Below are 14062 nucleotides of genomic sequence, written 5' to 3' on the forward strand. Positions count from 1 at the left end.
ATATGTTTACGATTTATAACAACGGCAAACCAGCGCCAATGGGCTATTCAATATTCACAGAGAATGGCGTGAAGGTGACTAATTTTGCACTGTTCTCTGCTGCGGCGAGTGGTGTTGAACTTTGCCTGTTTGATGGCGATAAGGAAACGTGCTTTCCTATGGTTCGCACAAATAATATATGGCATTTAGCTGTAGCAGGTGTTGCGATTGGGGCAGAATATGGATTCCGCATTTACGGTGAACATGCCAATCCAAATAAATTAATGCTCGATCCTTATGCGAAGGCGGTGAATGGTAAACCTGATTTAATTACCGGAGAAAGTCGTTCTTGGTTCTTAATGAGTGATCATCGCGATAATGCTCATATTGCGCCAAGAGCGGTGATTATTTCAGAAGATTTTGATTGGGAAAATGATACAGCACTCAATACGCCTTGGGCGGAAACCATTGTGTATGAATTGCACGTTAAAGGTTTTAGCCAACTTAACGACAAGATTCCTGCTGAATTACGGGGCACCTATGCGGGCTTAAGTCATCCTATCAATTTAGCTTATTTAAAAGAATTAGGCGTGACAGCAGTGGAGTTGCTGCCTGTAAATTTTTATATAAATGAACCGCACTTACAGGCACGAGGATTACAAAATTATTGGGGATACAATCCCTTAGCCATGTTTGCGGTGGAACCTAAATATGCGGCAACAAATAATCCATTAGCTGAATTTAAATTGATGGTGAAGGCGCTTCACAAAGCGGGTATTGAAGTTATTTTAGATGTGGTATTTAACCATTCTGCAGAATCAGAGCAAACTTACCCAACATTTTGCCAGCGTGGTATTGATGATCAAACTTACTATTGGCGCAACGATCAAGGGCGTTATATCAATTGGACAGGCTGCGGCAATATGCTCAATTTATCCTCTGATGTTGGGCGAAAATGGGTCGTAGATTGTTTATGTTATTGGGCTGAACAGTGTCATGTTGATGGTTTTCGATTTGATTTAGCCTCCGTGCTTGGGCGTGATACACCAGATTTTAATGCACAAGCTCAGCTTTTTACTGACATAAAAAATGAGCCAAGTTTACAAAATATTAAATTGATTGCAGAGCCTTGGGATATCGGACATTACGGCTATCAAGTCGGAAATTTCCCAAGTTACTTTGCTGAATGGAATGATCGTTTCCGTGATGATCTTTGCCGTTTTTGGTTATGGAAAAGTGGTGAAATCGGCGCATTTGCAGAACGCTTTGCAGGTTCTAGCGATTTATTTAAGAAAAATGATCGCTTGCCACACACAACGCTTAATTTTATTACCGCCCATGATGGTTTCGTCATGCAAGATTTAGTGAGTTATAACCAAAAACATAACGAAGCGAATGGTGAAGAAAATCGTGATGGCCGCAATGAAAATTACAGTTATAACCATGGGGTAGAAGGTTCTACTGAATCCCTTTCTGAACCGCAAAAAAGTGCGGTAGAAAATAACCGCACTTTTGCACAAAGCGGATTATTAATGAGTTTATTGCTTTCAAATGGCACGCCTATGCTTTTGGCAGGCGATGAGTTCGGCAACACTCAATATGGTAACAATAATGCCTATTGCCAAGATAACGAAATTACTTGGCTGAAATGGGCAAATTTTAACAAGGAATTATTTGAACTTACCAAGCAAACGATTGCAGCGCGTAAGCAAATTGGTAGTTTAAATCGGAATCAATGGTGGTCAGGTGACAATGTGCAATGGCTTAACATTCACGGTAACCAGATAACAGTTGACGATTGGCAAAATCAACAAACCAAAGCATTACAAGTAGTTTTAGATAAGCATTGTCTTTTATTGATTAATGCCAAAGCCGAAGGGCAGGTGTTTCGCTTACCTGATGGAAAATGGAAACCTCAAATCGGCACACATAATTTAACCCTCGATGCACAACAAGCAGAGCTTAGCTCAATGGGCTTTTGTATGCTGAGTGACGAATAACTATAAGACTATGGAGATCCTTATGAAAGCTGGCGACCTTAACAAATATGATTTAGTTAAAAATACTTTGGTGCTTATTCTTGCGGGTGGACGTGGTTCACGCTTGCATGAACTTACGGATAAACGTGCAAAACCCGCCCTTTATTTTGGTGGTAATCGCCGTATTATTGACTTTGCACTTTCTAACTGTATTAACTCTGGTTTAAACCGAATTGGGGTAGTGACTCAATATGCAGCTCACTCTTTACTTCGTCATTTGCAAACAGGTTGGTCTTTCTTACCACAAGAAAAAGGGGAGTTTGTTGATATGCTTCCTGCTCGTCAACAAATTGATGATTCAACTTGGTATCGTGGTACGGCGGATGCTGTTTATCAAAATATGGCGATTATTCGTGATCACTATCGCCCTAAATATGTTTTAATCTTGGCAGGTGACCATATTTATAAACAAGACTATAGCGTCATGTTGATGGACCATGTGAACAGTGGTGCAAAATGTACGGTGGGTTGTATTGAAGTACCACGCTCTGAAGCACATGAATTTGGTGTCATGGCGGTAAACGAAAATTTAAAAGTCAAAGCCTTTGTTGAAAAACCAAAAGATCCACCGGCAATGGTAGGTAAACCTGATATTTCACTCGCATCAATGGGGATTTATGTGTTTGATGCGGATTATCTTTACAAAATGTTGGAGAGAGAAGTCAATACACCACAAACTAGCCACGATTTTGGTAAAGATGTATTACCAAAATGTTTAGCAGAAGAAACCCTTTATGCGCATCCTTTCAGCCGTTCTTGCATGGGACGTAATACTGAAGGTGAAATTTATTGGCGTGATGTGGGTACATTAGATAGCTTCTGGCAATCTAATATCGATTTAGTATCTGAAAATCCACAGCTTGATATTTATGATCAAAGTTGGCCAATTCGCGGTAATCCAATTCAAGCTTACCCGTCAAAATTCTTCTACAAAAATTCAAATGTTCATCCAGTCGATAATTCTTTAATTGGCGGCGGTTGCGTGATTACTGATGCCTCTATCAGTAATTCCGTGCTATTCGATCGCGTTAAAATTGATGCTTTCTCAAAAGTGGATCATTGCGTGGTATTACCACAAGTTAAAATCGGTAAGAATTGTATATTGAAAAACTGTATTCTCGACCGTGAATGTATCATTCCTGATGGCATGGAAATTGGTGTGAATATGGAAGAAGATAAAAAACGTTTCCGTATCAGTTCAACTGGTAAAGTAATTCTAGTTACCCCGAAAATGCTGAAAAAATTAGAAGGGGAAGAAGTCGTATCTGAAGAGCATTTAGATTAATAATGAAAAAAAAGTGCGGTAAATTTTGACCGCACTTTGTAATCCCCTCTTTTCTAAAGAGGAGAGTTGATCGAGCATTATTTATGTTTTATAGGGAAAATAAAAATTAAATGAAAGTTTTACACGTTTGCTCAGAATTTTATCCACTCCTCAAAACAGGCGGTTTAGCCGATGTTTTAGGGGCTTTGCCGCAAGCCCAAAATCAAATAGGGCTTGATGCACGTATTTTATTGCCTGCTTATCCAGCTATTTCTGCCGGTATTCCTAATACACAAGTTGTGGCTGAATTTGATAATTTTGCGGGACATGTTGTGTTGCGCTACGGCGAATATAATGGCGTGGGTATTTATTTAATCGATGCACCACATTTATATGCGCGTGAGGGGAATCCATATCACGATTGTTACTATAATGATTATGGTGATAACTATAAACGTTTTGCCTTACTAGGTTGGGTTGGCGCTGAATTATCTACTGGTTTAGATAGCTGGTGGCGTGCAGACGTCGTTCATGCTCATGATTGGCATGCAGGTTTATGTGCCGCTTACTTATTTAATAAAGGTCGCCCAGCAAAATCCGTATTTACGATCCACAATTTAGCGTATAAAGGACAATTTCATTATCAGCATTTATTTGAAATTGGCTTGCCTGCAGGCATGTTTAATGTTGATGGTTTAGAGTTATTTGGACAGATTTCCTATTTAAAAGCTGGCTTATTTTACTCCGATGCGAGCACAGCAGTAAGCCCGACTTATGCCAAAGAGATTACAACACCTGAATTTGCCTATGGCTTGGAAGGTTTACTTTCTGGTTTAAAATCTCAAGGGCGTTTAGTGGGGATTCTTAATGGTGTAGATGAAAATATTTGGCATCCAAATGCCGATCAATATATTCAGCATCGTTACAAATTGAAACATATGGCAGGTAAAAAACAGAATAAAGCTGAACTGCAAGCTTATTTTAATTTACCGCAAGATGAAAATGCATTGGCATTTGTGATGGTAACCCGATTAACCGAGCAAAAAGGCGTGGATTTATTGATTGAAAGTGCGGATGAAATTGTAAAACAAGGCGGCCAGTTGATGATTTTAGGTTCTGGCGCACCGCACTTTGAACAAAGTATTCGTGAGCTTGCTGAACGTTATCCACAAAATGTTGCAGTTAAAATTGGTTACGATGAAACACTGTCACATTTATTAGTGGCAGGTGGTGATGTGATTTTAGTGCCAAGCCGTTTTGAGCCTTGTGGCTTAACACAACTTTATGGCTTGAAATATGGCACACTTCCTCTTGTTCGTAAAACGGGTGGTTTAGCCGATACGGTGGTGGATAGCACACCGGAAAATATTAAAGATCGCACGGCAACTGGTTTTGTGTTCGAGCAAGCAACAGCTGAAGATTTACGCAGAAGCATTCAACAAGCGTTTGATATTTGGCAAAAACCGAGAGTTTGGTCAGCATTGCGAGCGAATGCAATGGCACAAGATTTTAGCTGGCGTAAAGCAGCAGAACAATATCGTGCACTTTATGAACGTTTGTAGTTTTATTTATAAACGTTAAGGGCAACAGTCTGTTTGTAGATTATTGTTGCAAGCTCTGTGATTATGCTTGTTTTTTGACAAGATAAGCATAAAATTTGAACGAATTTATTAGAGGTATAAAGGTTCTCGGATACAAAGAGCGGTCTATTTCGATTGATTTTTTGAAATGTGCGTGAATTTTTAAATCAACATCTCTTTTATTATTGATAATTTTTTAACATTCAAACCGAGGTTTTACTTATGATAATGGATAATTTTGATTCTCCATTCCTATACAATCGCCCACAAATGACTGTTGAGGCAATCAAAAAATCAATTGTTTATAAGCTTATTTTTTTAATTGGTCGATCACCGCGTGAAGCGAGCCAACGCGATTGGCTTAACGCAACACTCCACGCTGTGCGTGACTTAGTAACAGAAGGGTGGATTACCACAGCTCGCCAAACTCGAGCAGAAGATGCTCGCCGTGTTTACTACCTTTCAATGGAATTCTTAATTGGACGTACCCTTTCTAATGCCATGATTGCAGAAGGTATTTATGGATTAGCACAAGAAGCCTTATCTGAATTAAATGTGGACTTAGAAGAAGTTTTAGAAAAAGAAGTTGATCCTGGCTTGGGTAATGGCGGTTTAGGCCGTCTAGCAGCTTGTTTTATGGATTCTATTGCGACCCTTGGTTTACCTGGTATGGGTTATGGTATTCGTTATGAATATGGTATGTTCCGCCAAAAAATCGAAAATGGTCAGCAAGTTGAGTGCCCAGATGCATGGCTTGAAAAAGGTGCACCTTGGGAGTTTATTCGCCCATCTAAACGCTTTACCGTAGAATTTGGTGGAAACATTCATTTCGAAGGTAAAAAATGTATTTGGCAAGATACCGAAAAAGTGACCGCACTTGCTTACGATCAAATGATTCCGGGTTATCAAAATAATTCTGCTGCGACATTACGTTTATGGTCTGCACACGCAGGTGAAGTGTTTAACCTTGCCGACTTCAACCGCGGCGAACATTTAGCCGCATTAGAAGAACACTCCGCAAATAAAAACTTATCACGTGTACTTTATCCTGATGATTCAACTTGGAATGGCCGCGAATTGCGTTTACGTCAAGAGTATTTCTTAGTCTCTGCATCACTTCAAGATATTTTACGCCGTCACAAACGTACGCACGATAGCCTTGAAAACTTGGCTGATAAAGTGGCAATTCATTTAAATGACACACACCCAGCTTTAGCAATTCCTGAATTAATGCGAATTTTAGTGGACGACGAAGGTTTTGAATGGAAAAAAGCCTGGGAGATGACGCGTAACATTTTCTCTTATACTTGCCATACCCTTATGTCAGAAGCATTAGAAACTTGGCCAGTTGAAATGATGGCAAAAATTTTGCCACGTCACTTACAGATGATTTTTGAAATCAATGATCATTTCTTAGAGTATGTTCGTTCTTACGTCACCACAGATAACGATTTTATTCGTCGTGTTTCATTGATTGAAGAAGGTTATCAACGTAAAGTGCGTATGGGATGGTTGTCTGTTGTAGGTTCACACAAAATCAACGGTGTAGCAGAAATCCATTCTGATTTAATGGTGACTTCAACCTTTGCAGATTTTGCTCGTATTTTCCCAGAACGCTTTACCAATGTAACGAACGGTATTACCCCTCGTCGTTGGTTAGCCGTTGCGAATCCACAATTAGCAGACTTATTCGATAAATATATTGGTTCAGAATGGCGTTGTGATTTAAGTCAAATCGAAAAACTTAAACCATTTACGCAAGAAAAAGCATTTAAAGAAGCGATTGCGGATATTAAATTTGCGAACAAAGTGAAATTGGCGGAATATGTGAAATCTGAATTAGGTGTTGAACTTGATCCACATGCGTTATTTGATGTTCAAGTCAAACGTATTCACGAATATAAACGTCAAATGTTGAACGTATTGCATATTATTGCTCGCTACAATGAAATGCTTGCTCATCCTGAACAAGATTGGCAACCGCGTGTATTTATTTTAGCTGGTAAAGCAGCTTCGGCTTATTATGCTGCGAAACAAACAATCCATTTAATCAATGATGTGGCGAATGTAATCAACAACGATGAGCGTTTGAAAGGCCGTTTAAAAGTTGTATTTATTCCAAATTACAGCGTAAGCCTTGCCCAGTTGATTATTCCAGCAGCGGATATTTCAGAGCAAATTTCACTTGCAGGTACAGAGGCTTCTGGCACCAGTAATATGAAGTTTGCCCTAAACGGTGCATTGACACTCGGTACACTTGACGGTGCAAACGTGGAAATCTTAGAAAACGTGGGCGAAAATCACATTTTCATCTTCGGTAATACGGTAGAACAAGTGGAACAACTTCGTCGTGAAGGATACCGCTCATTTGAATACTATCAAAATGATGCTCAATTACGCACAGTCGTGGATCAAATTATTGAAGGTAAATTCTCACCAGAAGATCCTCAACGTTATCATCAACTATTACAAGGCTTGCAATACCACGATTATTATCAAGCCTTCGCTGATTTCCGTAGTTATGTAGAAACTCAAAAAGTCGTAGATGAAAAATACAAACAACGCGACAAATGGATTGAAAGCACCATTCAAAATATCGTGAATATGGGCTTCTTCTCATCTGACCGCACGATTAAAGAGTACGCAGAGAGAATTTGGAAAGTTGAGCCTGTTCAATTAGGTGATTAATTTTATATTAATAGCCAATAAACAAATTATCTGCATCAAGCCCGAGTTTGATGCAGATTTTTTTATATTTAAACTAATGAAAAATAACAGAAATTACCAATGTAACCTTTATGGGGCAATATGGAAAACAAAAGCTTTATATTGGAGTGCATAGTCGTGGTACATTAACATAAGTAATGCATTAAAAGCGCTAAATACAGAAGATAACAGAGCTAAAAAGCTACTTTCAGGTACGACAATTAAAATGGTTGGTCCTGCAGCCGATGTAACAAGAGCGGATGGTTATTTAAGTCAATTGCAAACGGGTAAAGAAAGAACAACTTCAAATGGTTCAATTCGGATTGAGAATCATGCTAGTGACCCAGTAAGTAGTATGCCGATTTTATTGGGAGGAAACCCTGCAACGACATCTGAAAATAATCTGAATAAAAGCTGGTTACAGCGAATAGCAGATATATTTAGTGATGAATGTTCATCAGTACATAATTGCCATGGACTAGGGCAACAACAATGCGTTACTGATGGATATAGAAATGAGGGAGATCTTAAAATGGGTAATTAAAGAACTATTTTTGAATTAAATAAAGCGAAGGAGAAATAAAATGAAAGTACTATTTTCTATATTTTTAATATTAATTCTAAGCGGGTGCTCTTTTGGTGGTTTTAAACCAGCGCCTCCATACTATCATTGGCGTTTGCATAATGCAGATGCATTATTTCCTGATTCAGATCCTAATGTTTTAACAAAATACCTTGATAGAAGGAAAAAAGATATGAAGGATTGCGGTATGGATTTTGTTACCGGTGAAAGTGATGATCCAGAGGTGAATCTTTGTTTAGAGAAAAAAGGCTGGTATTTAAAAGGCGGACCTGTTTGTGAAAATACACTAATGTGGAATAGGCCTGAATGTATTCAATGGCGAAAAAAACACAGTAAACCTGATGCTAAGCCTTGGCAGTAATTAACAAAGGTGCTTAAAAGTGCGGTCAATATTCAAAGAATTTTAAAACCTCTCAAAAGTAGCTTTAGCTAATGCCGTGGTAGCTGGAGGTATTAAAGCAGGTTTCGAGGCTAATGATTATGCTAATGGGAAGTCGTTAACAAGAGATAATTTATTGAAATCTACTAAAGAGGTTGGATATTCATTCTTTTCAGCTGGAGCAACTACAGGTATGCCAATACTTCCTGTTATTGGGCTTGGAGTGACTGTTGATTGGGCTAAAGACGGTGGGAAGCAATTTAGTTGGTAGTGTTATAGAAGCTAAGCTTGGTAATAGCTTTGCAACACCATATTTAAGAGAGACTAGTACAAACGCTTTTGATAAAGTTTATGATACATTAGGAAAAGAAAATAATGAAAAAAAATGATTTTATTGAGATTATAAAAATGTCAATATTTTTGATTCTTATGGCAACTTTATATTCTCTATATAAGTTTAATTTTGATTTTACTAAAATTAAAATATTACCTATATTAAAGTGGTATCCCACATCATTTGTTTGTGTATTAGTTGGTTTTTATCTTAGTCGTTTTCTGAAAAATGGTAGATAGGAGTCTAACTGAGGAGTGTCTACAATAATTAGATAGATTATGACTAACTCATTTGAGAATTTTTACGATACTTATAATAAGGAAGAATCCAATGAGAAAAAGTGATTTTATTAAAGTACTTAAAGTTTCTGTTTTAATAGATTTAGGAATGTATTTCATGGCTCTCATAAAGAATGGATTTGATTTTCATAATGTGGATATTTTAAATATACTAAGTTCGTTTCCATTAGTGTTTATATTTTGTGTATTTGTCTTTTATTTAAAAAAATTATAGGTTATTGTTGTTTATTGAAAATGGTGGAAGCCTAAAAAGATAATCCAAACCCATCTTTATTAATTTAAGTTGAATGAATCTAATATAAGATTATTAAAGGATTGAAATGAATAAAAGTGATTTTTTCAATATATTTAAAATGTCGATATTTACATTAGCTATAACATATTTGTTTGTATTATCAAAGTTTAACTTTGACTTTAGTAAGGTTAATATATTAAAAGTATTGGATTTTTTTCCTATAGTATTTATCTCTCTCTTATTTTGTTTTTATTTAGGTCGAATACTGAAAGCTAAATGAATTAGCTAGTAGTGTTTTGGTTACCCAGAGGGATATTTGGATAGCATAAAATTTTAAATATCTAGATATAAAGTGTGGTCAATTTTCAAAGAGTTTTAAAGAAACAGCAAATTTTGTCTATAGTTTACCGAGTTTATATACGGGGGCTAAGCCAATACTGGGGGCAACAGCGAGATTAGGTAATCAAGTTGTTGCAGAAGGGAGTCAAATGGCATCTGCTATGAGGTATGTAGCAGGAGAGGTAGGTAAGGATGTTGCGGCTGGTTATAAGGCAATCCCTCGTCCATATAAAGTTGCATTTGGTATTGAAGCAGGGATAAATACAGCTGCAGAAACGATCCCTTATGCTACTGGTCAAAAAGAAATCAATGGCAATAATATTCTCCAAAGTGGAGGGAAAGTCGTTATTGACTCAACTTATTCGACCATTACTTTAAAGGCTGGAGATAGACTAGGATTTGGTCTAGATGTTACTAAGGGATTGGCAGAGGGGAAATCATTTGGAGAATCAATTGGAGATACGACAACATCTTTTGCTATATCAAAATCTGCGGATAAAGTTATAAAAAATGAAAATATAAAACGTATAGTTGTTGGAGCAGCTAACAAAGGTATAGAAGCTTGGAAAGATAGAAATAATAATGAGGAGAATAAATAATGAGAGAGATAATTGCTATTCTTAAAAAGGCTTTTTTTTCTTCAATTATTATGACAGTGTTACTTTCTATAATGATGTATTTAAGAGCATATCCTGCAGAAATTTCATTTGTTATAAAGTATATATTCCCTTTTTTCTTCTTTTCTATGATATTAGCTATATATTTTGGAAATTATCTAAAAAAAGAAGAAAAAAATATTGCTAATAAAATAAAGAAAAAAAGGAGGGGGAATGGGAATTAATAATACTTTTTCTAGGCATCTTTTAGAAGAAAGGCCCCAATGATAGCGCCAGCGTTCACGCTGGTGCTGTTTAATAAAAACATTGTGAATTTTACTCATAACCATCGGCAGAGCCAATATTCAAAAATCTTTGAATTTTTTGACCGCACTTTTAGTTGATAGGCACAAGCGAGGACGCTTGCGCCGTCGTGGTGGGGGTACCTAATAATGAATAAAATTCTTCAAATTATTATTCTTTTAATACTGATTTTTACATGCTGTTTTTTAGTGTTTTCACTAGGTTTAATAATATTTTCATTTGTTATAAATGGAGGCTATATTTCTTTAGATGAGATAATAGAAATAATAGTTTTTTGCTTTAAATTGTTTTCATTGGGTTCTCCTTTGATATTATTATCAATATTTATCTCAAATAGAATTAGGAGATAGCATTTTGGTTGAATCCAGCATAGATGGCGCAAGCGTCCACGCTTGTGCTGTTTAATAAAAAAATTGCGAATTTTATCCATAAACGTTGGGAGAACCAATGTTCAAAATCCTTTGGATTTTGTGACCGCACTTTTAGCTGATAGGCACAAGCGAGGACGCTTGCGCCATCGTGGGGGGGGCAAAACCTCTCAAAAAATGACCGCACTTTTTAACAGATACGTATGACCTCTAGATAGCGCGCGTTTCCTAATGCGTGCTTATATCTAACTAAAAATAAACAAAATGAAGTTGTTAATGAAAATAGTAAAATCATCATTAAATGAAATTGATATTTTAGGCTTGCGTCAGGAGACCCGCGCCATCGTCTGGGGATATAGAAGAGATATTGCTCCTAGTATATCTGGTTCAACAATGAGTGAGGTAGGTAATAGAGTTTTTCAGAATTACTATACAAAACCTAATGAGGAAAAATAATGAAAAAGATGACTTATATTCTTATTTTTTCTCTAGTATCTGGAGTCATTTTTATGTTTATTATGTTTTTAGCTGCAAGGTTGCTCTATAACATAAATAATAGTATTGATTTCTATTCTATTGATATATTGTCTTTTTTTAAAAATATGAATAAAAAGGAGGTTGGTTTTATTATCCTTATATCATCAATAAACTTTGTAATAACATATCTTCGTTATAGAGATTACTAAAGGCAAAGTTAGAAATAAATATTACCCCAATGATAGCGCCAGCGTCCACGCTGGTGCTGTTTAATAAAAACATTGTGAATTTTACTCATAACCATCGGCAGAGCCAATATTCAAAATTCTTTGAATTTTTTGACCGCACTTTTAGTTGATAGGCACAAGCGAGGACGCTTGCGCCATCGTTTGGGTTTGATATAGGCCATATTCCAGGATGGGAGCATAGAAGATTAGAAGAGGCTGCTAAACAATTGGGTTTAACAAGACAGGAATTTAATGATTACGTTAACGCTAGACCGCAGAATTTTAGATTGGAGAATCGTTCTGAAAATCGTAGTCATAGAAATGAGATGCCAGGAAACGATAAATTAGATCCAATTATAACTGATATGAAAAACTTTTTTAAAAGAGGAAAGTAAGAATGACAGAATTAACAACAAATAGAGAAGTAAAATCAGATCTAGAATTTGAGACTATTAGGGCAATTCAAGAGGGTGATGTTTTATTCTTGAAGCGAATTTTTCTAGTTGAGAAAAAACTTGATATCTTATATAAGTCAGAAAAAGAAAACTGGAATTGGCTACATATGGGATTACTTTTATGCTCAAAAGAGGATTTTATAGCACCTTCTATTCCATTTTTTATTGAGAATAATGTTTCAGTTAATTTGCAAGATATATACGGAATGACTCCTTTGCATTATGCGTTAAGAGGTAAAAATATTGATGCTGCGATAGCGTTACTTAAGGCTGGTGCAAACCCTAATTTACCAAATGAAAGAGGAATTACACCTTTATCCTATATTAATGGTTTCCCTGAAAGACTGGATTTGCTTCAATTAATGCTAGATAACGGGGGAGATGTAGATTTCTTTACTGGACAGCATGGTATTTTAGAAGGGATCAAAAAATATCGTTCACAAGATCCTAAATTTAAACCGGTGATTGAGTTGATGGAAAAGTATTCCAAAAAGGGCATTTAATTTACTTTGGGAATAAATTTTAAAGGTGTGCTATATAAAGCTCATTTTTAATTATTTACAGTAGATTGGAAAAATGGAAATATCAAAGTGCGGTCTCTTTTCAAAGAGTTTTTAAACCTCTCAAAAATTGACCGCGCTTTTTATTTTCAATGATGCTTATTTTAAGTAAACCTTATAATTTCACATCATTAATTTTGAAAGAGTAAATAAGGATAAGTAATGTTTTTATCGTTAAATAGTTCAATGATTCTTGTTTTTGATTTAAAACAGAATAATTTAAAAAATAAAGAACATGTAAGAAATGTTCAATTATTAACATTAGATAACAATAAACCATTTGGTTTGAAAGGAAAATATGGTTTATATAATTCTAATGAATGGTGGGGTAATATTAAAAAGGGGGTGTTGCCAAATAGGATTATTAACGGAGAGATAATTAGATTATATAAAGCTGGTCAAGATAATATTAGAGGCTTTAATTCATTTGAATTAATGTTAGATAATGGTAATAAATGGTCATCTGGTATTTATGTAAATGATGAATCTGACTTTAAACTATTTAAAATAGGAAAAAAGGTATCAATATTTTATATTCTTGAAGAGCTTAAAACTGGGGATGTAATAGATTTAGTTGTTGAAATGGCAGTTAGCATTTAGAAAATGTTTTAGGGAATAGGTATTCAGCACCTTAAGCAACAAGCAGGAAAGCGAAAGCAGTCAAACGAAATCGGCAGTGATACAAAAGATTCCATTGAAACCCACCCTGATGGTGCAAGCGTCTACGCTTGTACCATTACAATCTATTATAGTTCCGGAGTTAGCAAAATCCCGAGGCAAGCTCACGAATAAAGTTTGCCGGAAAATATAGCGTTATCTGGTTTTCAACGCCAGCAAACCACGCTTGGTCGTAAAGCACTTTTCCATGTAAAAGGAGAGAATGGACAGTTACAACTCTCATCAAATAATCTGAACGCTAAAGGGGCAGATATTATTAACGATGGCAATGGCAGCACGCTTGTTCAAAGTAAAAATAACATGAATCTGACCGCACTTTCAGTGGGCTTTGATGAGAAAATGGGCGCAGGCAATCATTACCGTCATGAGAAAGTGGAAGAAGCGGTAGTCAGCCGCATAAAAGGCAAAGGTGATGTTGAGCTAACCGGTAAAAATATTTTATCCGAAGGGGCACAGTTGGATAGCGAAGCGAAGTTAATGGCTATTGCTAAAAATGACCTTGTATTGAATGGTGCAAAAGAAAGCCGTGATTTTGAAGAATTCCACAAAACGAAAAGTGGCAGCCTTGCTAGAACGACCAAAACCAGTCTTGACCAACAACAATCGGTTACTCAAGTCGGCACACAGGTGAGCGGTAAAG

14 protein-coding genes are annotated in these 14062 nt (G+C 36.3%); all 14 read left to right on the plus strand.

Annotation, left to right across the window (positions count from 1 at the left end; genetic code table 11):
* Positions 1-2 precede the first annotated feature (2 nt).
* Positions 3-1979 (plus strand): glycogen debranching protein GlgX, encoded by a 1977-nt coding sequence (glgX, locus tag DV417_RS06725; RefSeq protein WP_118879173.1) that lies wholly within the window; start codon positions 3-5, stop codon positions 1977-1979.
* A gap of 22 nt (positions 1980-2001) precedes the next feature.
* On the plus strand, positions 2002-3303 hold the full coding sequence (gene glgC, locus DV417_RS06730; protein WP_046949815.1) for a glucose-1-phosphate adenylyltransferase: 1302 nt from the start codon (positions 2002-2004) through the stop codon (positions 3301-3303).
* A 110-nt stretch (positions 3304-3413) separates the two neighbouring features.
* A complete protein-coding gene (glgA, locus tag DV417_RS06735; protein WP_118879174.1) occupies positions 3414-4844 on the plus strand; it encodes a glycogen synthase GlgA in 1431 nt (476 codons plus the stop codon).
* A 240-nt stretch (positions 4845-5084) separates the two neighbouring features.
* The gene (locus tag DV417_RS06740) at positions 5085-7550 is read left to right on the plus strand and encodes a glycogen/starch/alpha-glucan phosphorylase (protein ID WP_118879175.1); all 2466 of its coding nucleotides are present in this window, start codon (positions 5085-5087) and stop codon (positions 7548-7550) included.
* A gap of 244 nt (positions 7551-7794) precedes the next feature.
* Complete coding sequence (locus tag DV417_RS09575; RefSeq protein WP_239990487.1) at positions 7795-8112, plus strand: hypothetical protein; 318 nt, start codon at positions 7795-7797, stop codon at positions 8110-8112.
* A 40-nt stretch (positions 8113-8152) separates the two neighbouring features.
* Positions 8153-8512, plus strand: coding sequence for a hypothetical protein (locus DV417_RS06750; protein ID WP_118879176.1), 360 nt, complete (start codon positions 8153-8155; stop codon positions 8510-8512).
* 76 nt (positions 8513-8588) lie between these two features.
* Positions 8589-8801: a hypothetical protein gene (locus tag DV417_RS06755; protein WP_118879177.1), complete on the plus strand. Its 213-nt coding sequence runs from the start codon at positions 8589-8591 to the stop codon at positions 8799-8801.
* A gap of 1085 nt (positions 8802-9886) precedes the next feature.
* Positions 9887-10336, plus strand: coding sequence for a hypothetical protein (locus DV417_RS06775; RefSeq protein ID WP_118879180.1), 450 nt, complete (start codon positions 9887-9889; stop codon positions 10334-10336).
* Positions 10336-10578: a hypothetical protein gene (locus DV417_RS06780; protein WP_118879181.1), complete on the plus strand. Its 243-nt coding sequence runs from the start codon at positions 10336-10338 to the stop codon at positions 10576-10578. The genes DV417_RS06775 and DV417_RS06780 overlap by 1 nt, the downstream gene beginning before the upstream one ends.
* Before the next feature lie 711 nt (positions 10579-11289).
* Complete coding sequence (locus DV417_RS06790) at positions 11290-11481, plus strand: hypothetical protein (RefSeq protein ID WP_153063334.1); 192 nt, start codon at positions 11290-11292, stop codon at positions 11479-11481.
* A 421-nt stretch (positions 11482-11902) separates the two neighbouring features.
* Positions 11903-12124, plus strand: coding sequence for a GH-E family nuclease (locus DV417_RS09680; protein WP_118879185.1), 222 nt, complete (start codon positions 11903-11905; stop codon positions 12122-12124).
* Positions 12125-12126: 2 nt separating this feature from the next.
* Complete coding sequence (locus DV417_RS06805; protein ID WP_118816928.1) at positions 12127-12687, plus strand: ankyrin repeat domain-containing protein; 561 nt, start codon at positions 12127-12129, stop codon at positions 12685-12687.
* Between the two features lie 219 nt (positions 12688-12906).
* Positions 12907-13344, plus strand: a complete 438-nt coding sequence (locus tag DV417_RS06810; protein ID WP_118861117.1) for a hypothetical protein — start codon at positions 12907-12909, stop codon at positions 13342-13344.
* Positions 13345-13539: 195 nt separating this feature from the next.
* A partial coding sequence (locus tag DV417_RS06815) for a hemagglutinin repeat-containing protein (RefSeq protein ID WP_153063335.1) occupies positions 13540-14062 on the plus strand: 523 nt, incomplete at its 3' end.

Origin of the sequence: Haemophilus haemolyticus, from assembly GCF_003490935.1 — a bacterium.
In the GTDB taxonomy this organism is placed as follows: Bacteria; Pseudomonadota; Gammaproteobacteria; order Enterobacterales; family Pasteurellaceae; genus Haemophilus; species Haemophilus haemolyticus_M.

Bases quoted from the DNA above. Each gene is read 5' to 3' on its own strand.
- glgX (WP_118879173.1), top strand. From the start codon at position 3: ATGTTTACGATTTATAACAACGGCAAACCAGCGCCAATGGGCTATTCA.
- glgC (WP_046949815.1), top strand. From the start codon at position 2,002: ATGAAAGCTGGCGACCTTAACAAATATGATTTAGTTAAAAATACTTTG.
- glgA (WP_118879174.1), top strand. From the start codon at position 3,414: ATGAAAGTTTTACACGTTTGCTCAGAATTTTATCCACTCCTCAAAACA.
- DV417_RS06740 (WP_118879175.1), top strand. From the start codon at position 5,085: ATGATAATGGATAATTTTGATTCTCCATTCCTATACAATCGCCCACAA.
- DV417_RS09575 (WP_239990487.1), top strand. From the start codon at position 7,795: ATGGTTGGTCCTGCAGCCGATGTAACAAGAGCGGATGGTTATTTAAGT.
- DV417_RS06750 (WP_118879176.1), top strand. From the start codon at position 8,153: ATGAAAGTACTATTTTCTATATTTTTAATATTAATTCTAAGCGGGTGC.
- DV417_RS06775 (WP_118879180.1), top strand. From the start codon at position 9,887: ATGGCATCTGCTATGAGGTATGTAGCAGGAGAGGTAGGTAAGGATGTT.
- DV417_RS06780 (WP_118879181.1), top strand. From the start codon at position 10,336: ATGAGAGAGATAATTGCTATTCTTAAAAAGGCTTTTTTTTCTTCAATT.
- DV417_RS06790 (WP_153063334.1), top strand. From the start codon at position 11,290: ATGAAGTTGTTAATGAAAATAGTAAAATCATCATTAAATGAAATTGAT.
- DV417_RS06805 (WP_118816928.1), top strand. From the start codon at position 12,127: ATGACAGAATTAACAACAAATAGAGAAGTAAAATCAGATCTAGAATTT.
- DV417_RS06810 (WP_118861117.1), top strand. From the start codon at position 12,907: ATGTTTTTATCGTTAAATAGTTCAATGATTCTTGTTTTTGATTTAAAA.